The 26361-nt window shown below is 59.2% G+C and carries 16 protein-coding genes; 2 read left to right on the plus strand and 14 right to left on the minus strand.

The features are described from left to right. Positions 1-19: 19 nt before the first annotated feature. The 3 genes from F0A16_RS05680 to F0A16_RS05690 all read right to left on the minus strand — a co-directional run bounded on the left by F0A16_RS05680 (position 20) and on the right by F0A16_RS05690 (position 3572). On the minus strand, positions 20-454 hold the full coding sequence (locus F0A16_RS05680; RefSeq protein ID WP_149434407.1) for a VOC family protein: 435 nt from the start codon (positions 452-454) through the stop codon (positions 20-22). 110 nt (positions 455-564) lie between these two features. Next, the gene (locus F0A16_RS05685) at positions 565-3132 is read right to left on the minus strand and encodes a heavy metal translocating P-type ATPase (protein ID WP_239023723.1); all 2568 of its coding nucleotides are present in this window, start codon (positions 3130-3132) and stop codon (positions 565-567) included. Then, positions 3129-3572 (minus strand): MerR family transcriptional regulator, encoded by a 444-nt coding sequence (locus F0A16_RS05690; protein ID WP_149434408.1) that lies wholly within the window; start codon positions 3570-3572, stop codon positions 3129-3131. Before F0A16_RS05690 ends, F0A16_RS05685 begins: the two co-directional genes overlap by 4 nt. A 317-nt stretch (positions 3573-3889) precedes the next feature. Here F0A16_RS05690 and F0A16_RS05695 point away from each other — a divergent pair, with 317 nt between their 5' ends. Both F0A16_RS05695 and F0A16_RS05700 read left to right on the plus strand, forming a co-directional pair. Then, positions 3890-5224, plus strand: a complete 1335-nt coding sequence (locus F0A16_RS05695; protein WP_149434409.1) for an OmpP1/FadL family transporter — start codon at positions 3890-3892, stop codon at positions 5222-5224. A gap of 353 nt (positions 5225-5577) precedes the next feature. Beyond that, positions 5578-9249, plus strand: a complete 3672-nt coding sequence (locus F0A16_RS05700; RefSeq protein WP_149434410.1) for an HrpF/NolX family T3SS translocon protein — start codon at positions 5578-5580, stop codon at positions 9247-9249. Positions 9250-9471: 222 nt separating this feature from the next. On the opposite strand, the gene F0A16_RS05705 is transcribed toward F0A16_RS05700, so the two are convergent. From F0A16_RS05705 to F0A16_RS05755, 11 genes are all read right to left on the minus strand, one after another. Further along, positions 9472-11541, minus strand: coding sequence for a M13 family metallopeptidase (locus tag F0A16_RS05705; RefSeq protein ID WP_187775912.1), 2070 nt, complete (start codon positions 11539-11541; stop codon positions 9472-9474). 83 nt (positions 11542-11624) lie between these two features. After that, positions 11625-14492 carry a TonB-dependent receptor gene (locus F0A16_RS05710; RefSeq protein WP_223119714.1) on the minus strand — a complete coding sequence of 956 codons (2868 nt, stop codon included), beginning with the start codon at positions 14490-14492 and terminating at the stop codon, positions 11625-11627. Between the two features lie 99 nt (positions 14493-14591). After that, the gene (locus F0A16_RS05715; RefSeq protein WP_149434412.1) at positions 14592-14993 is read right to left on the minus strand and encodes an ExbD/TolR family protein; all 402 of its coding nucleotides are present in this window, start codon (positions 14991-14993) and stop codon (positions 14592-14594) included. Between the two features lie 50 nt (positions 14994-15043). Further along, positions 15044-15760: a MotA/TolQ/ExbB proton channel family protein gene (locus tag F0A16_RS05720; protein ID WP_223119715.1), complete on the minus strand. Its 717-nt coding sequence runs from the start codon at positions 15758-15760 to the stop codon at positions 15044-15046. A gap of 41 nt (positions 15761-15801) precedes the next feature. Beyond that, a complete protein-coding gene (locus F0A16_RS05725) occupies positions 15802-16614 on the minus strand; it encodes an energy transducer TonB (protein ID WP_223119716.1) in 813 nt (270 codons plus the stop codon). 623 nt (positions 16615-17237) lie between these two features. Beyond that, complete coding sequence (gene pepF / locus F0A16_RS05730; protein ID WP_187775913.1) at positions 17238-19139, minus strand: oligoendopeptidase F; 1902 nt, start codon at positions 19137-19139, stop codon at positions 17238-17240. A gap of 60 nt (positions 19140-19199) precedes the next feature. Continuing rightward, entirely contained in the window at positions 19200-20801 is a 1602-nt protein-coding gene (locus F0A16_RS05735; protein ID WP_149434414.1) for an ABC transporter ATP-binding protein, read from the minus strand. A gap of 167 nt (positions 20802-20968) precedes the next feature. After that, complete coding sequence (locus F0A16_RS05740; protein ID WP_149434415.1) at positions 20969-21928, minus strand: ABC transporter permease subunit; 960 nt, start codon at positions 21926-21928, stop codon at positions 20969-20971. Between the two features lie 60 nt (positions 21929-21988). Beyond that, positions 21989-22915 carry an oligopeptide ABC transporter permease OppB gene (gene oppB / locus F0A16_RS05745; RefSeq protein ID WP_071231767.1) on the minus strand — a complete coding sequence of 309 codons (927 nt, stop codon included), beginning with the start codon at positions 22913-22915 and terminating at the stop codon, positions 21989-21991. A 71-nt stretch (positions 22916-22986) separates the two neighbouring features. Continuing rightward, positions 22987-24549, minus strand: a complete 1563-nt coding sequence (locus F0A16_RS05750) for a peptide ABC transporter substrate-binding protein (RefSeq protein ID WP_187775914.1) — start codon at positions 24547-24549, stop codon at positions 22987-22989. Positions 24550-24677: 128 nt separating this feature from the next. Then, a complete protein-coding gene (locus F0A16_RS05755; protein WP_149434417.1) occupies positions 24678-26285 on the minus strand; it encodes a peptide ABC transporter substrate-binding protein in 1608 nt (535 codons plus the stop codon). Between the last annotated feature and the right edge of the window lie 76 nt (positions 26286-26361).

Genomic DNA, 26361 nt, shown 5'->3' on the forward strand with positions numbered 1-26361 from the left:
CTTCAACCGGCGCTGGCGTTCAATAGTTGGGCCACAACCCCGGCGTGACCAGCTCGAGCAGGTGGTTGTCCGGATCGCGAAAATAGAGACTCGCGCCCCCTTTCGGCCAGCGTGTCCGGCCTTCGATCTCAATGCCCCGAGCGGCCAGATGCACCTCCCAGTCGTCGAGACTTTCGGTCGGAATCGCCAGCGCCAAGTGTTGGCGACCCTCGCCGTCGTGGGGCGGGATGGTCCCCATGTCATCCGGCAGGCGGACCGTTTCGCCGGTCTGGCCCTGCTGGAACACCAGCAGCATGGTGTTGCCGGTGGGGTAGGCGGTGAAGCGCTCGTCCTCGAGATGAGGCTCGAGCCCGAGCACTCGCGTGAAGAAGTCCCGGGCCTGCTGCATGTCGGCCGTATAGAGAACGCTCTCGATGACGCCGCCCAGCGGTGGGGCGTGGTGTGGTGAAGTCATCGTTTTCTCCTTGCTGGCTTCGTCCCTGGCTGGCTGCGATCAGCCTCGCAGCCAGAACCACCAGACGATGAATAGAATTACGGCGATGCCCAGGGTATTGAGCAGAAGTGTCATGCCCTCGCTTCCTTTGCGTTGGTCTGGGTTGTCGAATCTTGGCCGTCACCGGGCCGGAACAACCGTAGACGGTTGGCATTGCTGACCACCGTGACCGAGGAGAGCGACATCGCCAGGGCCGCGATCATCGGCGACAGCAGCATGCCGGTGAACGGGTAGAGTATACCGGCGGCAATCGGGATGCCCAACGCGTTGTAGCCGAAGGCGCCCCACAGGTTCTGCTTGATGTTGGAGAGCGTGGCGCGGCTGATGGCGATGGCGTCACCGACGCCGTGCAGCGAGTTTCGCATCAGTGTCATGCCGGCGCTCTCGATAGCGATATCGGTGCCCTGGCCGATGGCGAAGCCGACCTCGGCCTGTGCCAGCGCCGGGGCATCGTTGATGCCGTCACCGACCATGCCGACGCGTTCACCGCGTTGCTGCAGCTCGGCAATGGCCTGTTGCTTGTCGCTGGGCATCAGTTCGGCACGAACCTCGTCGATACCCGCTTCCCGGGCGATGGCTTCGGCGGTGGCGCGATTGTCGCCGCTCAGCATTACCACTGTCAGACCCTCGGCCTTCAGTCGCGAGATCGCCGCTCGGCTGTCCGCCCGCAGCGCATCGCGAATAGCATAAAGGGCTGCCAGCTCGCCGCCGATAGCGAGATAGATCACGCTGGTCGCCTGTGCCTGCCACTTTTCGGCGTCGGACGCCGCAGTGGCCACATCGATGCCGTGCTCGTGCATCAGCGCGGCGTTGCCCAGGAACACTTGACTACCGTCATCCAGAGCCGCGCTGACGCCACGGCCGGTCAGGCTCTGGAAATCACGGATCGCCACCGCGTCCGCTGTATCGCCGACGTGCCCCAGCAAGGCATCGGCCAGCGGATGCTCCGAGCCGCGCTCCAGGGCGGCCACCACGGCATCGAGGCGCGCTTGCTCCTGCCAGTAGCGGCTATCGGTGACCCGCGGCTTGCCCTCGGTCAGGGTGCCGGTCTTGTCGACCACCAGGGTGGTCAACTGGCTTGCGGTCTGTAGCGCTTCGCCATCGCGGATCAGGATGCCGTACTCGGCGGCCTTACCAATGCCGATCATGGTCGAAATCGGTGTCGCGAGGCCCAGGGCGCAAGGGCAGGCAATGATCAGTACAGTGGTCGCCGCCACCAGCATGTGCATCAGCTGCGGCGCTGGGCCGAAGTCGAACCAGAGCAGCGCGGTGATGACGGCGATGATCATCACGCTGGGCACGAAGATCGCCGATACCTTGTCCGCCAGCGCGCCGATCGGCGGCCGCGACTCCTGGGCGCGGGAGACCTGGTCGACGATACGTCCCAGTCGAGTGTCGTCGCCGACATGGCTCGTACGATAGACGAGGGTTCCCTTGCCGTTGACGGTGCCGGCGCTGACCCGGTCTCCGGTCGCCTTGCGTACCGATTCCGGTTCGCCGGTGAGCATCGACTCGTCGATGAAGCTCTCTCCCTCCTCGACGTCGCCATCGACCGGCAGGCGTTCGCCCGGGCGCACCCGGATTCGATCGTTCACCTGAACCTGCTCGATCTCGATATCGCGCTCCTGTCCGTCACGGATCACCCGAGCCGTCTTGCTTTGCAGGTCGAGCAGACGGGACAGCGCCAGGCTGGTACGTCCCCGAACCTTGAGTTCCAGCATCTGGCCGATGCCGATCAGACCGATGATCATCAACGACGCTTCGAAATAGAGATGCCGGGATCCCTCGGGCATCGCCGTCGGGAACAGCACCACGGCCATCGAATAGAGCCAGGCGGCGGCACTGCCCAGGGCGATCAGCGTATCCATGTTGGCCTGATGATGACGAAACGCTTTCCAGGCGCCGTCGAAGAAGCGACGACCCGCGGTAGCCAGTACGCCCAGCGTGGCCAGCCCCAGGAGCAGCCAGATCCAGCGTTCGCTCCCCTCGAGCTGCGGGGTGTGAAAGAACATCGCCAGCATCATCGGTACGCCTAGTGCCAGGCTGACCGTCGATTCGATGGCATGGCGGCGGGCCTGACGGGAGGCGTTCTGCTGACGCTTGGCGGATGCCTCGCGCAGATCCTCGATCGGTGAGGCGCCATAGCCGGCGCTCTCGACCGCCGCGATCAGATCGGCGGTTCTGGCCTGACCACTGACCTGGGCCGTCTCGCTGGCGAAGTTGACCTGGGCATGCTGGACGCCGGGTGTTTTCGAGAGCGCCTTCTGTACCGCGTTGACGCACCCGGCGCAGGTCATGCCGCTGATCGATAGCCGCTGCAGATGACCGCTCTCCGTCGTTGCGTCCGCCTGGCTAGCGGATAAAGCGGCGGCGTCGGATGGCTGGGTACCGTCGGCCCGGTCGGGCTCGCTCTCACGCGTCTCGGTCTCGGCAACTGCCTCGTCTGCGGGCGGATAGCCGGCACTGGTCAACAGCTGAGCGATCCGATCCCGTGGCAGCGTGCTATCTACCTGAAGTTGATGGTCGGTCGGCTCACCGCTGACTTCGGCCTGGGCATCCTCGGCCTGAATGGCTTCGCGCATGCGCTTGACGCAGCCCTGGCAATGCATGGCATCGACGCGATATTGGTAGCGGTTCATGAGTCCCTCCTTCTCGGAGCGCAGCACTCACCATGGGTATCGGGCGTCTGCTCGATCAGTCGACATATGCTGTGCCCATCGGGCGTGCCATCCGGCAGTCGTGACCAGTCGCTCATTGCTCGCTCCATGCGATCCGCCAGTGCCTGGAGCTCGCGGATCCGGGCATGGATCTGCGGCAGGCGAGCGGCCAGTAGGTCGCGTACCAGCGGGCAGGGGGAGTCACCCTGATCGGCCTGCTCGAGAATGTCGGCGATCTCCTTGAGGCTGAAACCCAGCGTTCTCGCTCGCTGGATGAAGCGCAGCCGGTCGAGGTCGCGTTGATTGAACAGTTGATAGCCGTTGTCGGGGTCACGGCGCGGTTTCAACAGCGCCTGACGCGTGTAGTGGCGCACCGTCTCGGCCGTGACGCCGGCCGCCCGGGCTAGTTCAGTGACCTTCATCGGATATCCTCGCTGAGCCTGTCATGAACATGAGTCTAAAACCTGGGTGTCACACATTAGTCAAGGCGTGTTACCAGGCACTCGTTTTCACTACCGATCGGCTATAGCCGTTGGTCTTACGACCAAAGAAATGTCCAAAACTCGATTAAAACGACCGTTTGCTAATTGACGCTAAACCGCCATTCCGTCACAACGGAAAGCGACAAGTCGGGCCTTCTCATCCAGGGAAATGGCTCAGAGAAAAACGGAATCACCGACCGCATTCCAAGGCTGGCAAGACGCCGCGGCGGGCTTCCCGAGTCCAGGGGGAACCAATCATGATCATTCGTTATCGTCGTCTATCGTTGGCCATTGCACTGGTGAGCGCCGCCGCATCGGGGCCGGTCTTCGCCGCTTCTTTTCAGCTACAGGAACAAAGCGTCAGTGGGCAGGGCACGTCCTGGGCAGGACGCGCTTCCAATGTGCAGGATGCTTCCATCGTCTACGGCAACCCAGCGGGCATGTCCTTTCTCGATCGAGCCCAGATCACGGCTGGCGCCAATCTCATCGATGCCAGTGCCGATATCGACGATGCCAGCGGGACCCAGCCCGCAGTGACCGGGATCGGGCCGGGTGGCCCTGTCGTCGGGGCTGTTGCCTCCCAGGGTAGCAACGACGGTGACATGATCCCGCACAAGGCGATCCCGTTCGGTTATTACGTGCAGCCGATCAACGAGCGCTGGACCTTTGGCCTCGGTGCCTACGTGCCGTTCGGGCTGATCACCGACTACGACGACGATTTCCAGGGGCGCTATTTCGGCAATTACAGCGAGGTCGAAGTCATCACCGTCCAGCCGACGCTCTCCTACCGTTTCAGCGATCAGTTCGCGATCGGGGTCGGTGTGACATGGAACCATATCAAGGGCGAACTCGAGAGCAAGACGCCCAACCCTTTGCCGGCCGCGCTGGGCGGTACCGGTGACGGCACCGTCAACGTCGAGGGCGACGATGACGCCTGGGGTTACAACATCGGCATGATCTACCGGCCGGTCGAGTCGACGACGCTCGGCCTGACCTATCACTCCAAGGTCGATTTCGATCTCGATGGTGACGTCGATTACGACAATATCTTCAATAGTGCCGATCCTTTGGCAGGCCCCATCAATACCAGTGCCGATGCCGGACTGGCGATCACGCTACCGGAGACGATCGACTTCTCCGTGACGCACCAGCTTGACGAGCGCTGGACGCTGATGGCCGGCGCGAGTTACATCCGCTGGAGTCGTTTCGACGAAATCAAGGTGGATGTCGGTCCGGGCGCCCCGACAGGAGATATCGTCGAGGAACAAGATTACGATGATGTCTGGCAGTATCGCGCCGGCCTGTCATATCGGGTCAATCCCCAGTGGATTCTGCGTACCGGGATTGGCTACGACGAATCGCCGATCAAGGACGAACATCGTAGCCCTCGCGTTCCCTCTGCCGACCGCACGCTCGTCTCCATCGGTGCGGGGTGGACTCCGATCGACGCTCTGACTATTGACGCTGCCTACAGTTATATCTGGGAGGATAGGGCGGATATCGATCTTCAGGATGCCAACGGTACCTCCTACCGTGCCAAATACGACAACAGCCTGAGCCTGTTCGGCCTGCAGGCGACCTATCGATTCTAACCGAGACAGGATTTGATGAATTCGCCCTGGCTCCGGCCGGGGTTTTTTTTGAGCATGAGTGGAGTATCAATATGCTGGACAGTTTTCAGTAGTTCTCGAGTCATGCGCTTAGAGGCCGAAGTGATAGCGGTGCTCAGGAACGTAAAGGCAGGAGTCATAAATACGCACTTTGATACATATTGATAGCCATTGATACAGTAGAGGGGTTGGCTAGCCCCTAGATCAAGGGATACTAAGCGTACACGCAGGATGAGCGATTCCAGTACACCCAGATTTTATATAGAGTTACTGGAATTGCTCGCATTATCGCCGAAGCATGAACGCTTCGGGGAACGGAGATAGCGAGAATTCCAATGGCAAATCGTATCGAGTCATTCAGTCATGGCGATGGAGTCGCGAGAGAGACGGAAAGCGAAAAAACTTTCTTGAGTGCACTGAATAATGTAGTGCTTCCACTCCCTGCCCCGATTCTGAAAAATGTGTTAGACAGTTCGAATAATAAGGGGAATTCCGAGGCATTTTCCAAACTGCCGGAAGACGCCGAGATTCCTGAGTCACTGTCGGATATCAAACTCGTTAACGAAAGCGATCTCAAAAAAGATCAGTACAAGATATTTTCAAGCGAAGATGGTCCTGCTTATGCCATACAACGTAAAGACGATGAGATACGTTTTGAAACCCAAGATGGGAAACGCTATCTGGTTTCCAAGGAAAATAATCCCGAAGCTTTTGATCAACTGAAGACATTGCACACTGAGTGGGGAGATGTCAAAGAGGCTATCAGTGACGGTGCCAAGTTGCTTTCACCCGATGATAACATCCCTGTCCTGACCGGTGACACGAAGGTCAAGATGCTCTCGGATGGCGTGAAACTGATCGACATACCCGAGCGTGGACAGTATGTCGTGATGGAGGACTACACATCGGAGCACTATTCGATTATCACCAGCGACCAGGTTTCACTACAAACAGATGCCGTGGATGATGCATTCGCCGATGCGGGTCTACCCAAAGGCGAAGAAACCGACATCATGATGGCAGAGACCACGGAAGACGGAAAAAGCGTCAGTGAGCTTTATCAGGAATATATGGAAGAGGCATATAAGGATCTTCCAAAGGATTCCAAAAAAGCAAAGTACATGCGCCTGCTGGAAGCCGAAAATATGCTTTCGGGTGGTTTTCAGTATCTGCCTTACAATACAGGGCCCGGTCGATATGGTGGGTCTGAAACGGAATACGCTGACGGAATGTCGGAACTAAAGGCTGCCGACGCGCGTGGAATGTTGGACGAAGGCACGTTGGGAGATGAGTTGGCCGGCCTCTTGACTGATGAAGATATTATCGCGGATAGCGAAAAATTTCTCGACGACGCGGTCGACAAGATCAAGAATAAAGACGAATTAGAGGACAAGATCGCCGATTCGATGCTGGATGAGTCGTATTTAGAGACCATAGAGTCGTTGGGTGAAGATCATGCGGAAGGGGCCCAGTCGAGATTTTCCAGTGATTTGGAAGGTCTCAAACTTCTTAACGCCGACAGGGCAGAAGAAGTCCAGAATACACTTAAGTTTCGAGTTCCTATTAGCGAGCTTAACGAAATATACAAGGAAGGCGTCGATGGCGTAGGAGAGGATAATCTTTTAAACGCGTCGGGCGACGTGGCATCTTCTCTTCTACAGGGAATAGTGACAACACTCTTCGGTACAAAACGAGGTGTGGATGTATATAATAAAATTATCAATGGTGAAAAAGTCGATGTGACTCCAGAGGAGCGAAAGAAGCTCGACGTCATCAAGAGCGCTCATCAAGCGTTGACCAATGCGCTCAACGATCAGGCTGGGCGAAACTTGGAGTCCGATAATGGGCGTTCTCCCAAGCCCCTATCCATTGACGATATTGATAAAGCCATCGACAAGGCCAACGTGCCGCTGGACCAGCGTGGCGGTGTTAAAGGACTGCTTGGTGGCTTGGTAAAGTCCGGCACTTTGTCCGGTGCTGGAGGATTGGTCTCGATGGCGGCGGGCATCTATAAAATGTCCGACGGAGGACTTAGCTTAGGAGAAACGGAAAATGAGCGCATCGAAGTCGCGCGTAATTTTCTCTCATTGGTTGGCGTAACTCCTTCGCTACTTAATATGACTAACGAAGTTTATAAAGGTCTTTCTGGTAATCCTGGGATGGGAGATGCCTTGGGGATCGGGAAAAACCTCAAGGATACTTGGAATAAAAACTTTCCCACTAACTCCGATGCGCCGCCGAAGTCCTCTATTCCTTCAGAATTCGTGCATCCAGATTTTGATTTTGGTAAGGAAAGCTTTTCCAAAGATATCTGGGGGCAGGTCAGTGAGAATCTGGGAGAGACTGTCACTCCTGTCGAGGACAATCTTTCAGAACTCAGTGATGACGAGCAGGATCGCGTTCGTAGAAATATCGATAGTATCGCAAAAGACATCCGAGGACCGGATATTCCCGATCTTGATAAAAAAACAAAAACTCAATTGGTCGGCGGCTCTTTGAGTCTGCTGGGAGGGCTTGCGGATGCCGGAGGCGGCACGCTTGATATCGTCTTGGGAGCGAGAGGACTTGACGATTTGCGTAAGAATGGCGGAGAGCCTATCGAATTTGCGCAAAGGTCGCTGCAGGTTGGTTCTGGTTCTTTTTCCAGCGTCATGGGATTGTCCAGTGCATCGGAAGCTTTGGGAATCGCTCCGCAAATTGCTACCCGAGTGGCTGCGGCTGCTGGATTGGCCGGCTCTGTTCTTGGGTTTGTTGGAGCCATTCTCGGAGGGGTCATGGCCGCGCTGGCGGACAAGAAAAAGGAGGGCGTCACAGAAGATATTCGTGATGTTTTCAGGGATTTGTCTGATGATGGAGTCACCGAAGATGACTGGGGCGACAAATTCAATTTCACGATCCATGTGGAGTACAGTAAATCGACGGAGCACGATGGACGGCGCGATGCGCTCTTCGAAAGCTGGTTTCCCGAAGATATTCCCACCTGGGAGGCTCAGCCAGATAAGTATAAGGAATTTACCGAAACAGTCAGTGAAGATGGAGAAATTAGCGAGAGCTGGATTAGCGATTTCAATGGAGATAAGCCTGATCTCGTGATGCACAAGTACGGGCATGATTTTTACGATAAAAATCGCGACAAAATCGAACTTTTGAGCCGGAAGTGGACAGAGTGGGATGGCAGCGATGATATCGTTAGTCGTAAAGATTTCGAAAAAATTCTGGATGATGAGAGCACGACAAAAGAAGAAAGAGAGGCCATCAACCTTCTCTTGAGTGATAATGCTTTTTTCGATTTGTTGGACACCTTCAATTCTCAGTGGTCTGGGGGAAGACCGAAGGGGACAGATGGTAAAATCAGTAGTAAAGATCTAAATCAATGGCGACATCTTTGGATAGATCAGGAACGTGAAGACAAGGTCGAAAAAGAATACTCTCATGATTTTTACGACGAGAATAGAGATGTCATAGAATATATCAGTCGAAAATGGACTGACTGGGATGGCAGTGATGATATCGTTAGTCGTAAGGATTTTGAGAAACTATTGGATAGTGATGAAACCTCCGGCGAGGAAAAAGAGGCGGTTCAGTGGCTAATGGATGATCCTTTCTTTTTTGATCTGCTCGATACCTTCGCCAAAGGTGGTAAAACAGATGGAAAGATCAGCAGCAAAGATCTAAATCAGTGGCGTGAGCAGTGGATAGAGAAAGAGCACGAAGAAAAGGTCGAGAATAACTACTCTCAGAGTTTTTATGACGAGTATCGGGATACGATCGAGTTTATCAGTCAAAAATGGACTGACTGGGATGGCAGTGACGATATTGTCAGTCGTAAGGATTTCGAGAAAATATTGGACAGCGACGATACCTCGGATGAGGAGAAAGAAGCCGTTCAATGGCTCATGGATGATCCTTTCTTTTTTGATCTACTCGATACCTTCGCCAAAGGCGGTGATGGGGACGGCAAGATAAGTAGCAAGGATCTCAATAAATGGCGCGAGCAGTGGATGTGACGCGCACATGCTTGATTCCTATTGATTGGCACCAGGAAAAAGATGTTGGTATGCCGGCGGAGGGTTAAGTGTAAAAATGACTCATCCGTTTTTATCGCTTTGAATAAGCGCGAGGAGCGCGCCTGAGATCGGGCTGATTTTTGATGAAGTCTGGCAGATTCGAATCCCGGCCAAATGGCCGGGATTCGTCGTTCGGGTTGCTTTCTATCCATTAAACAGACCCTACCAGATCACGACGCGATCTTTCGGCGGCAGATAGAGCGCGTCGGCCGGAGATACATCGAAGGCGTCGTACCACGTAACCATGTTGCGCACGATGCCGTTGACGCGGAACTGCGACGGCGAGTGGGGATCGCTCTGCACCCGATTGATCATCTCTTCTTCGCGCATCAGGCGACGCCAGACCTGCCCCCAGGCCAGGAAGAAGCGTTGATCACCAGTGAAGCCGTCGATGACTGGCGCAGGGTCGCCATCGAGTGAGCGGTGATAGGCGCCGAGGGCGATGTTGAGCCCACCGAGATCACCGATGTTCTCGCCCATTGTCAACTGCGGGTTCAACGAATAACCGGGCACCGGCTCATACTCGGCATATTGCTGCCCTAGGCGTTTCGCCAGCGCATCGAAATGCTCGGCGTCGGTCGGCGTCCACCAATCGACTAACATCCCCGAGCCATCGGACTTGCGGCCCTGGTCGTCGAAGCCATGGCTCATCTCGTGACCGATCACCGAGCCGATACCACCGTAATTGACGGCCGCATCGGCATTGGGATCGAAGAAGGGCGGTTGCAGGATCGCCGCCGGAAAGACGATCTCGTTGCGCGATGGCGAATAGTAGGCGTTGACGGTCTGCGGGTTCATGAACCACTCGTCCCGGTCCACCGGACCGTCGAGTTTGGCGAGGTCGTCCTGCCAGTGCCAATGGCGCGCCGCACCGACGTCGCCGTAAAGATCGTCCGCACGAATGCGCATCCCTGCGTAGGTTTCCCATTCGTCGGGATAGGCGATCTTGGCGGTGAAGGCGTCGAGCTTGTCCAGCGCTCGTTGGCGGGTCTGGTCGGTCATCCAACTCACCCGGTGTTGTAGACGATCGCGGTAGGCGTCCTCGAGATTGGCGACCAGCGTCTCCATCTCGCTCTTGGCACGGGGCGGGAAATGCAGCATTACATAGAGCTTGCCGGCAGCCTGGCCCAAGAAATCGTTGATCAGCGATACGCCGCGTTTCCAGCGTTCGCGCTGCTCCGGCTGCCCGGACAGACGCTTGCCGTGGAAATCGAAATGTGCCCGGCTGAAGTCGCTCGAGAGGTACGGACTGTTGGCGTTCAGCAGTCGGAACGTCGAGTAGGTCTTGAGCGTCGAGAGCGGTGTTTTCTCGAAAAGTCGTGCCAGGTCGCGAATGGCGGTGTTTTCCGCTAGTACGACTTTGTCCTGCCCGGCGAGTCCGCTGGCCGCTAGCCATGTCTGCCAAGGAAACCCGGGGGCGTATTCGTCGAGTTGATTCTGCTGCAGCGGGTTGTAGGTCAAATCGCGGTCACGCTGTTTGGCCGGCGCCCACTCGACTCTCGCCATGGCGGTTTCCAGCTCTAGGATGCGTTGTGCGCTCTGCCGGGGATGGGGCTGCCCGGCCAATGTGAGCAGTCTGTCGATGTAGCCGAGGTAGGCCTGGCGAATTGCGTCGAAGCGCGGATTGTCGCCGAGGTAATAGTCCCGGGTCGGCAGGATCAGCGGTATCTGCGACAGATAGACGGCGTAGCGATCCGGTGCCTTGACGTCGATATCGATGCCCGGTGTCACGATGGTCGGCACCCCCAGGCGGCTGTCGGCGTTGAACCGGACCAGATCCGCCTTGCTCTCGATTTCCGCCAGGCGCTCCAGGTCCGGCATCAGCGGCGTGACGCCCTTGGCTTCGACGGCGCCCTCGTCCATCCAGGCATGGTAGAAATCGCCCAGCCGTTGCTGGGGCGAGTTCGGTGGTGTGTTGGCGCCATCGAGCTGGAGGAGAATATCGCGCACCTGCTGCTCGGCGCGCTCCGCCAGCTGCGTAAAGGCGCCGTAGTTGCTGCGATCGGGCGGAATTGACGTGCGTGCCAGCCAGCCGCCGTTGACGTAGTGGTAGAAGTCGTCGCCAGGGGCGACGCTGGTGTCGCGGGCGCTCAGGTCGATGCCCCACTTGCCCATAACGGGGGCGAGGTCCGGTGTATCGGCGAAAGCGTCTGCACCCGTCGTGCCGGCAATCGCGATGACGGCCAAGGCACACGCCGATGCCAGGGATGAAACGATGCGTTTGTGAGCCATAACCCCTCGAACCCTTGTGTACATGGATAAAAAAGCCGCTACCCAGGGTAGCGGCAACCGATCGATAAGGAACGCGGTATTCGTCAGAAAGCGTAATTGAAACGGGCGTAGACTGTGCGGCCCAAAGCATCGGCATAGCGGGCATCGTAACCGAGTTGACCGACCTCAGGCTGATTGGAGAACGGCGGATCGCGGTCGAACATGTTTTTGACCCCCATGGTGATGCGCGGTCCTGCACTAAAGGTGTAGGCCCCTAGCGCATCCCAGGTGGTATAAGAGCCCACTTTGCTATGGGTCGAGGTATCGTAGTCGTCGTAACCGGTCATGTAGTGGTTCACAACGCCGGCGCCCCAGTGGCCCTTGTTCCAGTTGACGGATAGTTTGTGCTTCCAGCGGAATATAGTGCCGTAACCGCTACGGTAGTGACCGGCACGACTGACGTAGTCTCCATCCGGGGTTTCCTGAAAGTCATAGCGATCTACATAGGTGCCGGTATAGCCAACGGTGAACAGTCCGAGGCTCGTCGGTAGCCGGTAGTTGGCCGAGACATCCACTCCGTTGGTCTTGGTTGTGCCGAGATTCTGATAGCGAACCGGGATGTAGTTGATGGCTCCGTCGTCGTCGTTACGGACGATGGTATCGGGCTCGTTGTCGATAATGTAATCGGAGGTCGGAAGGGCCACTTCGTTTTCGATCTCGATCCACCAGAAATCCAACCCCGCCGAGAAGCTCTGGAACGGCTGATAGACGAAGCCGAGTGTCCAGTTTTTGGCCTCTTCCGGCTTTAGGTCCTCGTTGCCGCCCTGCTCCTCCAGGAACTGAGTGTTACAGTCGCGGCTGGCAACGCCGCCGTTGGCGGGTGAGCCACCGGGGCAAAGTCTGGGATCATTGAGGCCGCCTGGCGAGAACGTCTGCGCCGCAGGATCATAGAGCTCATACAGGGAAGGCGCGCGGAAGCCTTCGCTATAGGCCCCACGCACCAGCAGTTGCTGAAATGGTTGCCAGCGGAAGGAAATTTTGGGGTTGGTGGTATCGCCGACGTCACTATAGTCGTCGTAGCGCACAGCCGCCGTGACTTCGAGGCCGTCGATAATCGGAACGTTCAATTCACTGTAGATGCCTTTGACATCACGACTTTCGTTGATCGAGGCATCCGGCGACAGCCCTCCGCTGGTGGCGCGGGAGGCGATGTCCGGGTCGGTCTCGAGTTTCAACCGCTCATGGCGATAGTCGGCACCTAGCGCGAAGGCCGAGGACCCCGCGCCGAACCAGTCACCGATTTCGCGACTGATCTTGCCGTCCCAGGCATAGACGTCGTTCTGCGCAGTCCACACGAGACCGCTAGCCTCGGCATCCTCCAGCGCCTGTTGACCGGCTTTGGTCAGCGGATCGGTAGAGAACGGATCGATCAGCCCGTTATTGAAAGCATCTTCCAGATCATCATCAGAGAGATAACCGCTGCGATAGTTCAGATCGGTATCACTGCGGTTCCAGGAGACGGCGCTGTCGTAGTTGAAACCGGAGAAATCGCCGGTGAAATCCAACACCAGACGCTGGGCGTCAATGGTGTTGTCGGTCACACGGGGCCCTGCGGGGATGCCGCGCCAGCGCACATCAACTGGCTGTGTTGGATCAAGCGCGGGATCATCGGGATAAAACGGTGTCCCGGGTTGGATGACAGGGCCACCGGAAGTCGGTGACGGCGCGCTCAATGAGGTGTTCTTGTTGCGCGACCACAGGTAGGAGAGCGAGACCGTATGGTTCTCCGCCAGCTTGGCTGCCGCTCGCGTATAGAGAGATGTGTTCTCCGTCTCCTGTTGAATCTGACCGTAGCGACCGTAGTCGTAGGTGCAGGTGCCGCCGCCGGTATCGACTAGTCCCTCTCCGTCACATCCGTTACCGGCAAGCGGGTTGCCCGCGACTCCGCCCTGATAATAATTGCCAGGATAGGCGTAGGAAGAGGTGCCATTAATGCCGCTGGAGGGGTCGTAGATCTGGCGGATGTTGCTGCGATCGGTATAGTCGACGTCATCCTGTTTGCGGTAGCGCATCGACCCCATGATGTTGAAGCCGTCTTCCTCGAGATCGCCGTTGCCCCAGGTAGCGCTGATATCGCCGCTGTCGCCGCCACCACTGTGGGTTGGTGCATCGTAGCCAAATTCGACGTTGCCACCGGTGAGATTTTTCTTGGTAATGAAGTTGATTACACCACCGATGGCATCGGTGCCGTAGATCGCGGAAGCGCCGTCACGTAGTACTTCCACGCGTTCGATGGCGCCGAACGGAATCGAGTTGAGATCGACGGCGCTGCCATCGAGAGAGTTGTTCGCCAGTCGCCGACCATTGAGTAATACCAATGTCTTGTCGGTGCCGATGCCGCGCAAGTTGGCGAAACTGGCACCGCCGGTGATGGCTGTGCCTGTGCCATAACCGGGCCCGTAGCTAGTGTCGTTGGCGGAAATCTGCGAGAGCAACTGGGCGGTCGAGGTGATGCCCTGTTGTCGCATCTCCTCGGCTTCGATGATCGTCACGGGCACTGCAGTCTCGGCATCGGTTCGGGCGATGGCCGAACCGGTCACCTCCATGCGGCCGAGATTCTGCGTCGGTGCCGCTGCGGGCGCCGCGACGGCCGCGGCAGGGGCGGCAGCCGCAGCGGGTGCCGCTTCGGCTGGAGCGGCTGGCGCCGGCTCGGCAATCTCCTCGGAGGCACTGGCCGGTGGGGCGACGTAATCGTCGTCACTGCTCTGCGCGATGGCCAGTGGTGCCGCAGCCAGGATCAGACAGGTCGACGCCAGTAGGGATGATTTACGCCATACGCCGGGACGCAGGGTCGAGCTTCGCCACCCGAATTTCGGGCAAAGTGGGTCCGTGGGATGCTTGGCATCCCAAATTTTTCGAGTTGTCATTGTCTGGTGTTCCTTGAATAGCAGTTGTTGGTATTCAATAGTCAATAGCTATTATTCGGATGTTCTAGATTGTTGTTATGTGGTAGTGCCGGTCCTCCTTTGTGAATGAAATGGATCGTGAGTTGTAAGGTTCAACACTCATGATCATTGTTGGGTCAGAACGGCCACTTTCTGAATGCCTGATCGCTCCAGTGCCGCCATCGCCTTGGCAACCGTGCCGTATTCCACTCCTTCATCCGCCTGAAGCTGTACGGCTTGATCGGGATTGTCGTCATGGGCCTGGACCAGTGCTTGCTCCAGATCCTCGAAGCTGTACTCCTCCTTGCCGATGAAATAAGCACCATCGGCATCGACGCTAACGACCATCGGCTCCTTGGTTTCGGGTGGGGCAACAGCACCCGTCTTGGGCAAATTGACGTGTACGGCATTGGTCATGAGCGGTGCGGTGACGATGAATACCACCAGCAGAACCAGCATCACATCGACCAACGGCGTGACGTTCATCTCGCTGAGAACTTCATCATCGTCGTGACTGGAGAAAGCCATTTGTGGTTACCTTTTCATGTAGGTTTAGGGAAAGTCCCGATGAGTCTGGATCATCCCATTGCCGGTGAAGGCGATGACACTTCCTGCGCGACAGGTCTGGGAGCTTGGCTTTGAAAGGCATGCTGCTGTGCCAGGCTGTAGAAATCGTGAGCGAAGTCATCCATCAGCGAAACGGTGAGTTTAAGGCGCCGCGTGAAGTAGTTGTAAACCAGTACCGCGGGAACCGCGGCAGCGATACCGACCCCGGTGGCGATCAGTGCGTGACCGATAGGCCCGGCCACGGTATCCAGACCCGCCTCACCGGTTTCACCGATCGTGATCAACGCCTCCATGATCCCCCAAACTGTGCCGAATAGACCGATAAAAGGAGAGGTGCTACCGATACTGGCAAGGATCGCCAGACCACCTTCGAGCGAGCGACGCTCGCGTTGAATCTGCTGTCTCAGGCTGCGCTCGAGGCGGTCGGATCGATTGATTTTTTGCGCCAGAGCCTGATTCTTCGGCGCAATATCCCTTCCGGTGACTACTGCGAAGCCGGCACGAGCAATCGAAGCCATGGTGCCCGGGCGCTTTTCACTAATGGATTCACCTTCCTCCATGCTCTTGGCTTCCCAGAATACTTTCTGGAACCGCTTGTTCTCGACACGATTCCTGGCGAACTGAAGGCCCTTTATCAGAAGAATGGCCCAGGTCGCGATGGAGAAGACAATCAGCGTCCAGAGCACGCCGGGTACGATCATGGCGGTGATATCGTTGGATTCCATCATGGTGTTTTTCCTTGCTGAAGGTGTTGCATCATTGTTGTTCGTCAGTTGGGGAGCTGGAACGCGATGGTTTGCAGTGCCCAGCCCTTGATCGGGGTATCGCCACGTCTTGCCGGCTTGAACGTCCAGCCGCGAACCGTCTCGACGGCGGCTTCATCCAGTTCTCGATGCCCACTGGATTGAGTGACCTGTACCTGACCCGCTGTGCCATCGGGCATGACCAGTATCTTCAACTGCACATTGCCCTCGTAGCCGCGGCGCAGTGCCAGAGAGGGATAGCGCGGCGGTGGATTGCCCAGGCTCTGCATGCCGGATACCGCGGGAGTGACCTCGTTGCTCGACGATGCGCTTGTGCTCTGCGTCGGCCGAGAAGTCTGAGCCTGTTTTTCTGTCGGCGCAGACTTCTTTGGGGCCGGTTTAGGCGCTGGCTTCGATTGAGGCTCGGGCTCAGGTTGCGGCTCTGGCTCGGGCTCAGGTTGCGTCTCTGGCTCCGGCTCGGGTTGCGGCTCGGGCTCAGGTTCTGGCTCCGGCTCGGGTTCCGGTGCTACGTCCTCTTCGGCGGGTGTGACAGCGACGTCATCCACGACTGGTGCCTCCTGCACGGGAGGGGGCGGCGGCGGTGGGGGCGGTGCTGGCGGAGGTGCGCTGGTCAGCGAGACCGTGACTTCCGATGCCTGGGATGCCTGGTTGGGCAGCACTTCAGCGGCAATGATGGGTTGGCGATTCAGCGACCACCATATCAATCCGTGAATCAGTGCCGATATCGCTATCAGGACCAGCACTTCCGGTCGCGATATCGAGCGTCTGTTTTTCTGCGTGAATCCCTGAATGGAAAGCGAGTTCTCGATCGCGGTCATATCTTCTCGATTGTTCTAGTGACTGCTTATTTGCGGCCCATCAATGAGGAGCCGCGTTCCCATGCCGGATGTACAGCAATTTATGTGCCAAATGATGTAAAGGTCGTCGATTTTTCAGGAAGGGGTTAAGACATCAGACGACTAGGCGATGACAGCAATATCGAATATTTTATACAAAATGGCTGGCAAGGTGTGGGTTAAAGTAATCGTTTGTTTTATGTGAAGTATTTTTATAAAAATGGCTAGGTTAACGCACTGTGAGGTGTAAAAGGTGATTGTTCGGCATTCCGTCATATCGGTCGATGATTAGGCGTCACCGTTGTCTTTACGTGTCGTCGATTAGAGTTGTGTAACCGCGCTCAAGAAAGCCCTGGTTCTGGGTGTTTATTGCACTTTGTTTGTGCGATTTTTCATAATTTGCACTCAAAGAAAACATGCATTTGTTGAATGATAATATAGAAGTTTTGAATGGTGATGGTGCGTGATGACTTTGGTGATTCAGGTCGAAATGATTTTGAAGCGTGCGGCTATGAGAACGAAAAACGCCCTCCAGTGGAGGGCGTCGTGGATGACGAAAGGCATGGAAGGTTTTTCATAGTGTCCAGGATCCGGTAGTTCTTGTCTTAGTCTTCATCCAGCCGGTCCAGAATGTCTTCCGCCTCATCGATGAGTTTGTTCATGTCTTGAATCAAATTATCATAGGGGGCCGGGGTGGCCAGATCGACGCCCGCCTTTTTCAGCAGTTGATAGCCACTCTGAGAGCCGCCCTGGGAAAGGACGTTGAGGTAGCGATCTCGCCATGCTTTGGGATCTCTCTCGAGTCCATGGGCAAACATCTGCGCCGCCGTTATCGATGTGGCGTATTGATAGACGTAAAAGTCGTAGTAGAAATGAGGAATGTAGGCCCACTCGGCATAGTCCGCCTCGTCGATGGTGGTAATGCCCTTGTCGACGCCGTAGTACTTGCGAAGAATTTCTCCGTACATCTGGGTCAGTCGGTCACCTGATAGCTGTTCACCATTCTCCGCCGCGCGATGAATGGCTAGCTCGAACTCTGCAAATTGCGCCTGGCGAAAATAAGTCCCGCGAATCGCCTCGAGTGCCTGGCCGATATAGAAGAGCTTTTCCTCCGGGGCCTTCGCCTGCTGAATCATACGATCGACCAGCAACTGCTCGTTGGTCGTCGAGGCGACTTCGGCAGTGAAGATCGAGTAGTCCGAGGTCGGATAGGGCTGATTCTCCTCGGTCAGCATGCTGTGGACGCCGTGTCCCCACTCGTGAGCATAGGTCGAGACATCGCCATAGCTGCCGTTGAAGTTCATCAGCACGTAGGGATGCACGTCGTAGGCCGAGCCATTCATATAGGCGCCGGAGCGTTTGCCCTGACTCGGGTAGGCGCTGGTCCAGGGTGAATCGGTGGCCCGCTTGAGCAGCTCGGCGTAATGCGGACCCAACGGTGCCGTCGCTTCTCGGGTCAACTGACGTGCATCGTCGAGATCGAACGTTTTGTCGAGTTCCGCGAGTGGCGGATAGATATCGTAGTAGTGCAGTTGGTCGACACCGAGAATGCGCTGACGCAGTTTAAGATAGCGGTGCAGCGTGCCCAGATGGTCGTTGGTCGAGTCGATCAGTTGTTGATAGACCGCTGGAGGAATGTCATCGCGAGAAACCGCGGCGGCCATGGCGCTTTCGTAGTGGCGCAGCCTCGACTCGGTGACGTGCTGCTGTACCTGGGAATTTAGCAGCGATCCGAAGGTGGAGGTGAACTGCTGCCAAGCCGGCCAGTAGGCATCGAACACCCGCTGGCGCACGTCGCGATCCTTGGATTCTCGCCAGTGGCTGTAACCGGCCGCATCGAGCCGCACGCTCTTCCCGTCAATGGTAATGGTGGGCCAGTCGATATCGGAGTTCGCCAGCAGCGAATAGGGTGTCTCGTGACTCATCACCGGGCCGAGGGCCGCCAGCGCGGTTTCGGTCTGCTTCGAAAGCGTGTGCGGGGCTTCGCGAATCACGTTTTCCAGAAAGCGGCGATGATCCTGAAGTTGCGGGTTGGAGAGCCAGCTCGACAGGGTGTCCCGGTCCATCTGGATCAGCGTCGGGCGCAGGTAGCCAATGGCGGATTCGAAACGCGCCATCAACTGTTCGGCCCGTCCCCGTCGCTCCTGAGCCTGGCCATCGCGCAGGTCTTCGTCTGCCTGGAGGGAGGCATAGGTCTGGGCTCGGCTCGCGGATTTTTCGACCGAGCGAATGGCATCCAGAGCCGTGGCCAGCGCTTTCGGACTTTCGGTCAGCGTCGTCTGATAGTCGCCGAGGCTCTGGATACGCCGGTCGACATCCTTCAGCGCCTGCTGCCAGTCATCCAGGGACGGATAGAGATCTGTGAGATCCCACACACCATTCTCCGCGGACGGCGGTGGTGACTGCGCCAACGCGCCCGAGGATGCCGTGAACGAGGCGCTCGTCAGTAGCGCGCCGAGGATCAATGACGTGACTGTCTTGTTGTCGGTGAGTCTGTTGAAAACCACGATGGCCTCTCGAGTCGATTGTTGTTGTTGGTCGTCTGTCGTTGGTTGCAGTCGGTTATGTCAGGCGGCGGCTTCGCTCTCCAGAAATGCCGCTTTCAGCAGCGCCTGGGTATAGGGTTCCCGGGGATTCGAGAAGATCGTTTCCGCCGAGCCGTGTTCGATGACCCGCCCCTCCTTCATCACCATCACGTCGTCGGAGAGCGCGCGAACCACCGACAGGTCGTGGCTGATGAACAGATAGGTCAGGCCGTGCTTCTTCTGCAGATCCCGTAGCAGGTCGATGACCCGCACCTGGACCGAGCGGTCGAGGGCCGAGGTCGGCTCGTCGAGCAGCAGCAGCTCGGGCTTCAGGATCAGCGCGCGGGCGATGGCGATGCGCTGGCGCTGGCCGCCGGAGAACTCGTGCGGGTAGCGGTTGCGCATGGCCGGATCGAGGGCGACCTCTTCCAGCGCGGCGATGACCTCGGCCTCGCGCTGGCGGCGGTTCAGCGCCGGGTGATGCACCTTGAGGCCTTCGCTGATGATGTCGCCCACCGTCATGCGCGGGGAGAGCGAACCGAAGGGGTCCTGGAACACCACCTGCAGGCGTGAACGCAGCGGACGCATGCCGGACTTGTCGAGTCCGGAGATGTCGGCCTCCTCGAAGCGGATCTCGCCCTCGGATTTCAGCAGTCGCAGCAGGGCGCGGCCGAGCGTCGATTTGCCCGAGCCGGACTCGCCGACGATGCCCAGCGTCTCGCCGCGGCGGATGGAGAGATCGATCCCGCGAACCGCCTCGAAGTACTCACTCTTGCCGAACAGGCGCTTCTTCAGCGCGAAGCGCACCTTGATGTCGCGGCCGCTCATCAGCACCGGTGCGTCTGCCGGGGCGGGCTCCTTGCGCCCGCGCGGAATGGCGTCCAGCAGCATGCGGGTGTAGTCGTGCTGGGGCGCTTCGAACACGTCCAGCGTGCGGCCGCTCTCGACCACCTCGCCGTAACGCATCACCGCCACACGATCGGCGAAGTGGCGAACGATGCTCAGGTCGTGAGTGATGAACAGGATCGCCATGCCGTATTCGGCCTGCAGCGACTTGAGCAGATCGAGGATCTGCGCCTGCACGGTGACGTCGAGTGCGGTGGTCGGCTCGTCGGCGATCAGCAGTTTCGGCTCGCAGGCCAGCGCCATGGCGATCATCACCCGTTGACGCTGGCCGCCGGAGAGCTCGTAGGGGTAGCTGTCGATGCGCCGTTCCGGCTCGGGGATACCGACCTGGTTCAGGAGTTCCAGGACGCGCTGCCGATTGGCCTGGCCCTTGAGCTGCTTGTGCCGGATCAGCACTTCACCGATCTGCTTGCCGATGCGGTGCAGCGGGTTGAGCGAGGTCATCGGCTCCTGGAAGATCATCGAGATGTCGTTGCCGCGCACGCGACGCATGCGCTTGGGCGTGACCTCCAGCAGGTTCTCGCCGTTGAAGCGGATCGCGCCGGTGGTCTCGGCGAGTTCGGGCAGCAGGCGCATGGCGGCGGTGGAGGTGACCGACTTGCCGGAGCCGGACTCGCCGACGAGTGCCATCGTCTCGCCCTCGGCGATGGTGAAGCTCACGTCCTTGACCGCCGTCACCGGCCCGGTGGGCAATTGAAACGTCACGCTGAGCTTGTCGATTTCGAGCAGAGAACTCATGAAACGGCTCCCGACGTTGTTGGAGAGTCGCACGCCGGCGAAAAATCGGCGAGCGATGGCCAGCCGCGGCGAACAGCTTCGAAGGCGCGGAGTTGATGGGGTATCAATGAGCAGCCTGAGGGGCTGTTCAACAATGGCTGGGCGAGCGCAGGCATTTTTCGGGCTCCTCAGCGTGTGCGCGGGTCGAGGGCATCACGCAACCCATCACCCAGGAAGTTGAGACAGAACAGCGTGGCGGCGAGGAAAAACGACGGTACCAGCAGCATCCACGGTGCACTCTCCATCATGTCCACGCCCTCGGAGATCAGCACGCCCCAGCTGGTCAGCGGCTCCTGCACGCCGAGCCCCAGGAACGACAGGAAGCTCTCCAGCAGGATCACCTTGGGTACGGTCAGGGTGACGTAGATGATCACCGGGCCGATGGCGTTGGGGATCAGGTGGCGGGTGACGATCTTGGTATCGCGCACGCCCAGCGCATGGGCCGCCTCGATGAACTCGCGACGCTTCAGCGCCAGGGTCTGGCCGCGCACGATGCGGGCCATGTCGAGCCACTCCACGGCGCCGATGGCGGCGTAGATCAGGAAGATGTTGCGGCCGAACACCACCATCAACAGGATCACCATGAACATGAAGGGCAGCGAATACATGATGTCGACGAAGCGCATCATGTAGTTGTCGACGCGCCCGCCCAGGTAGCCCGAGATGGCGCCGTAGAGCACGCCGATGACCAGACTGACGAGAGAGGCGACCAGCGCCACCGAGAGCGAGATCCGTCCGCCATACAGCACGCGGGTGAGCAGGTCGCGGCCGTTGGCGTCGGTGCCGAGGTAGTGGGCGCCTTCCAGCGTGGGGCCGGTGCCGAAGGCATTCCAGTCGACCTCGGCCAGCCCCCAGGGCAGCAGCCACGGGCCGACGATGCAGACCACGATGATCGCGATCAGCAAGGCCAGGCTGGCCATGGCGGCGCGGTTCTGGCTGAGGCGGCGCCAGGCGTCGCGGGCCAGGCTTTCACCAATAGGGGCAGCGCCGGCCTCTGGCTCCGGCGCGCGGGGCGGATTGGGGCCGCCGGCGGGTAACGGCGCGCCATCCCGCTGTTCGCCGCTATAGGGCTTGGATTCGGATGTCATCAGCGGCCTCCCTGTTGGTTGTCGTGGGCGTTGTTGTCATGGGTGTCGTTGTCGGGGGGGTTAGTCGTCATAGCGGATCTGCGGGTCGAGCGCCGAATAGAGCAGGTCGACGATCAGGTTCATCAGCACGATCAGCACGCCGTAGAAGACCACCGTGCCCATCACCAGGGTGTAGTCGCGGTTGAGCGCGCCCTGCACGAAGTAGCGGCCGATCCCGGGGATGCCGAAGATCTGCTCGATCACTACGGAACCGGTGATGATCCCGGCGATGGCCGGGCCGAGGTAGGACATCACCGGCAGCAGGGCGGGGCGAATCGCGTGGCGCCAGATCACTTCGCCCTCGTTGAGACCCTTGGCCCGCGCGGTACGGATGAAGTGGCTGCCCAGTACCTCGATCATGCTGGCGCGCATCATCCGCGCGATATAGGCGATCTGCTGGATCGACAGCGCCACCACCGGCAGCACCAGGTTGGGCAGGGCGCCACCGTTCCAGCCCCCGGCCGGCAGCCAGCCCAGCAGGACGCCGAACACCAGCGCGAAGATCGGCGCGATCACGAAGTTGGGGACGGCGATACCGGTCAGCGCGGTGCCCATGACCAGGTAATCCACGGTGGAGTTACGCTTGATCGCTGCCGCGATCCCCAGCGGCAACCCGATGATCAGGGCGAGTAGAATCGCCAGCCCGCCGATCTCCAGGCTGACCGGGAACCCCTGCATGATCAGCTCGGTGACCGAGAAGTCCTTGTACTTGAACGACGGTCCGAAATCGCCCTGGAGCAGGTTGCCCATGTAGCGCAGGTACTGCATCGGCAGCGGCTCGTCGAGATGGTAGGCGGCCATCAGGTTGGCCTCGATCTCCGGCGGCAGCTGGCGCTCGCCGTCGAACGGGCCGCCCGGCGCCACCCGCATCAGGAAGAACGAGATCGTGATCACGATCAGCAGGGTGGGAATCGCCTGCAGCAGGCGCTTGAGGGTGTAGATCAGCATGTGTTGCGGTCTCTTCTCGGCTTGGCTGCGGTCATGCGTAATTCACTCGTCGGCATCGTCATTCAGATGGGTCATTCGGGATCTTCGAAGTGCATCCAGCGGCTCAGATGATCGTCCATCGGGCTCTCCTTCCAGCCGGAGAGCGACGGCGAGACCAGTGCCGGTCGAATGTAGAAGTAGAGCGGCAACATGGCGTAGTCGTCCAGCAGAATGCCCTCCGCGTCGGCCATGAGCTGCGCGCGCTTGTCCAGATCCAACTCGTTCGAGGCGCGCTCCATCATGGCGTCGTAGTCGGCGTTGCTATAGCCGGAGTGATTGTTGGGCACGCCGGTGCGGAACAGATCCAGAAAGTTGCTGGCGTCGTTGTAGTCGGCGTTCCACGGCGCCATGCCGATCTGGAAGTCGCCCTGGCGCAATTTCGAGTAGTAGACGGCGGCGTCGCTGTTGGTGAGCGTTACCTCGACCCCGAGCGGTTTCCACATCGCGGCCATGGCAACCGGGATGCGCTTGGTGTCCTGGTTGGTGATGTAGTCGATCGTCAGATGCAGGGGGTGATCGGGGCCGTAGCCGGCGTCCTGCATGAGCGCTTTCGCTTCGGCGAGCCGCTCAGCCATCGGCTCCCGGGCAAAGTCGAACTCGGGGCCGTCATAATGGCTGATTGCGGTGGGCACCAGGCTGTAGGCGAGGGGCTGATTGAGTTTGGTGATTTGCGTCGTGATGATGTCACGACGAACGGCAAGGTTGAGCGCCTCGCGAATACGGGGATCATCAAGAACGCTGCCCGGGCGCTGGTTGAACGCGAAATAGAACGTCGCCAGCGTCGGCGTTTCATGCAGCGCGTCGGGCAGATTCTCGCGTGCCCACTCGATGCGATCGGTCGGCACACTGCTGGTCATGTCGACCTCACCGGCGCGAAAGCGATTGAGGGCGGCGCGACCGTCGTCGATGGGCAGAAACCGGACCTCGTCGAGCGCGACATTGGCGGCGTCGTGGAAGTCGGGGTTCTTCACTGCGGCGATGTGGTCGTGGGAGACCCACTCGGTTAGTTCGAAGGCGCCGTTGGAGATCATGTGACCGGGCTTGGTCCAGTCGCTGCCGTACCGCTCGATGGCGGTGCGTGGAACCGGGTAGGTCGATGCGTGGCTCAGCATCTCCAGAAAATAGCCCGTGGGGCGGGCCAGTGTGACGCTCAGCGTGTGGTCATCGCTGGCTTTGACACCCAGCGCATTGGCTGGTTGTTCGCCCTGGTTATAGGCACGGGCGTTGAGGATCGGATAGAGCATGTAGGCGTAGGGGGCGGCGAGTTCCGGGCTTAGGATTCGACGCCAGGCATAGACGAAGTCGTCGGCGGTCAGCGGCGTTCCGTCCGACCATTTTGCATCGTCACGCAAATGGAAGGTGTAGTGCAGCCCGTCGTCGGAGACGTCCCAGGATTCGGCGACGCCCGGGATCGACCCGCCAGCGGCGTCTCGAGCCAGCAGACCTTCGAACAGGTCGGCGACGATGGCTGACTCCCAGGTCCCCGTCGTCAGTTGCGGATCCAGCGACGAGGGTTCGGCCCCATTGGCGCGGCGCAGGACCTGCTTGCCCCCTTCGATATCGGCCACTGCCATCGGCGGCATCAGTGTGAACATCGCGCAGCTCGCGATAACGAGCAGTTTTCTGAATGTTGTTTTCGTCATGCCTGATTCCGCCCTCGCTCCAGCGGTGTCTCTTGTTGTTGTCATGAGTGCATCTTTGCCAACGCCGCTCGGGATGGGCCTCAGTTCCCCTGAGCTAGCGAAAGCCAGCGCGACAGGTGCCGGTTGAGCGCATTGTTTTCCCAGCCCTCCAGCCCGGGGTTGACCAGGTTGCGCGAGACGTCGACGTAGATCGGTGCCACCGCATAGTCGGAGAGCGCCTGCCGCTCCGCCTGCTGCAGCAGTTGCTGGCGGGCGGCGATGTCGGTCTCGCGGCTGGCTTTGGCCATCAGCTCGTCGAACGCCTGACTGCGATAGCCGCCGTAATTCTTGGGCGAGTCGCTCTGCAGGATGCCGAGGAAGTTGCTGGCGTCGTCGAAGTCCGCGACCCAACTGCCGCGGCCGACGTCGAAGTTGCCGTTGGCGAGCTCGGCGTAGTGCACCGCGCCCTCGGCGTTGATCAGTTGCGTCTCGACCCCCAGCGGCTGCCACATCGCGGCCAGCGCCACGGCGATGCGCTTGTTGGCCTCGGTGGTGGAGTAGCGCAGGGTCAGTTCGAGCGGATGATCGGGGCCGTAGCCGGCGTCCGCGAGCAGGCTCCTGGCCTCGGCGACCCGCTTATCCATCGTCCGGTCCAGGCCTGGCATGGTCTGGGCGTCATAGTGGCTGACGCCACCGGGGACGAAGCCGCCGGCCGGGGAGACGACGCCGCCCATGATCTTGTCGGCGATGACGTCCCGGCGGATCGCCAGGTTGAGCGCTTCCCGGACGCGCTTGTCGGCGGTGGGGTGGCCATCGCGCTGGTTGAGCGCGAAGTAGTAGTTGGCCAGCTGCGGCGCGAGGTGCACGGCGCCGGGCAGGTTCTCCTGCAGCCACTGATATCGATCCGGCGAGAAGTCGCGGACGATATCGAGACCGCCGGCGCGGAAGCGTTGCAGGCCGGCGCTGCGATCCTCGACTGGATAGTAGTCGACGCCATCGAGGGCGACGTCGTCGGCGTCGTGGAATTCGGGATTCTTGCGCGCCGCGATGTGATCGTGAGAGGTCCAGCTTGTCGGGGCGAAGGCGCCGTTGGTCGCGATGTGGTCCATCTGGGTCCAGTCGTTGCCGAACTGCTCGATCAGATGCGAGGGCACCGGTGACGCCGCGATATGTGCCAGCAGCGTCGGAAAGTAGGGCGTCGGCTGGTTCAGGGTGATCTTCAAGGTCTTGGCATCGACCGCTTCGACACCGAGTTCAGGGGCGTCCTGCTCGCCCTTGGTATGCGCTTCGGCGCCGCGAATCGGATAGAACAGGCTGGCGTAGACGGCGCCGTTGGCCGGATCGAACAGCCGCTGGAAGGCGAGCACGAAGTCCTTGGCGACCACGGGTTCACCGTCCGACCAGTTGGCGTCATCGCGCAGCTTGAAGGTATAGACGGTGCCGTCGTCACTGATGTCCCAACGGCTGGCGGCGCCGGGAATGTACTCGCCGGCCGGGTCCAGCGTGACCAGGCCCTCGAACAGGTCGCCGAGGACGTCGTTCTCCCAGGTGGTCCCCCCGATCCGGGCGGTGTCCAGCGACGCCGGTTCACCCTGGATGCCGATGCTCAGCGTGGCGGCCAGTGCTGTGTTGGCAAACGCGAGCGTACCCAGCAGCAGGGGTAGCCACAGGCGGCGCCGGCGTCCGGCGCGGTAATGGAATTCGTGCATGATCGAGTTCGTCCGTTGTCGTCGATGGTCGTACTGGGAAGCCTCTCCCGACTCGATACTAGCGCTACCCTGCGTC

It is taken from the genome of Salinicola corii, assembly GCF_008298015.1.
GTDB lineage: Bacteria > Pseudomonadota > Gammaproteobacteria > Pseudomonadales > Halomonadaceae > Salinicola > Salinicola corii.

What these genes read in the sequence shown, in the direction of transcription:
- F0A16_RS05680 (WP_149434407.1), bottom strand. Translation starts at nt 454, where the DNA reads ATGACTTCACCACACCACGCCCCACCGCTGGGCGGCGTCATCGAGAGC.
- F0A16_RS05685 (WP_239023723.1), bottom strand. Translation starts at nt 3,132, where the DNA reads ATGAACCGCTACCAATATCGCGTCGATGCCATGCATTGCCAGGGCTGC.
- F0A16_RS05690 (WP_149434408.1), bottom strand. Translation starts at nt 3,572, where the DNA reads ATGAAGGTCACTGAACTAGCCCGGGCGGCCGGCGTCACGGCCGAGACG.
- F0A16_RS05695 (WP_149434409.1), top strand. Translation starts at nt 3,890, where the DNA reads ATGATCATTCGTTATCGTCGTCTATCGTTGGCCATTGCACTGGTGAGC.
- F0A16_RS05700 (WP_149434410.1), top strand. Translation starts at nt 5,578, where the DNA reads ATGGCAAATCGTATCGAGTCATTCAGTCATGGCGATGGAGTCGCGAGA.
- F0A16_RS05705 (WP_187775912.1), bottom strand. Translation starts at nt 11,541, where the DNA reads ATGGCTCACAAACGCATCGTTTCATCCCTGGCATCGGCGTGTGCCTTG.
- F0A16_RS05715 (WP_149434412.1), bottom strand. Translation starts at nt 14,993, where the DNA reads ATGGCTTTCTCCAGTCACGACGATGATGAAGTTCTCAGCGAGATGAAC.
- F0A16_RS05720 (WP_223119715.1), bottom strand. Translation starts at nt 15,760, where the DNA reads ATGATGGAATCCAACGATATCACCGCCATGATCGTACCCGGCGTGCTC.
- F0A16_RS05725 (WP_223119716.1), bottom strand. Translation starts at nt 16,614, where the DNA reads ATGACCGCGATCGAGAACTCGCTTTCCATTCAGGGATTCACGCAGAAA.
- F0A16_RS05735 (WP_149434414.1), bottom strand. Translation starts at nt 20,801, where the DNA reads ATGAGTTCTCTGCTCGAAATCGACAAGCTCAGCGTGACGTTTCAATTG.
- F0A16_RS05740 (WP_149434415.1), bottom strand. Translation starts at nt 21,928, where the DNA reads ATGACATCCGAATCCAAGCCCTATAGCGGCGAACAGCGGGATGGCGCG.
- oppB (WP_071231767.1), bottom strand. Translation starts at nt 22,915, where the DNA reads ATGCTGATCTACACCCTCAAGCGCCTGCTGCAGGCGATTCCCACCCTG.
- F0A16_RS05750 (WP_187775914.1), bottom strand. Translation starts at nt 24,549, where the DNA reads ATGTTCACACTGATGCCGCCGATGGCAGTGGCCGATATCGAAGGGGGC.
- F0A16_RS05755 (WP_149434417.1), bottom strand. Translation starts at nt 26,285, where the DNA reads ATGCACGAATTCCATTACCGCGCCGGACGCCGGCGCCGCCTGTGGCTA.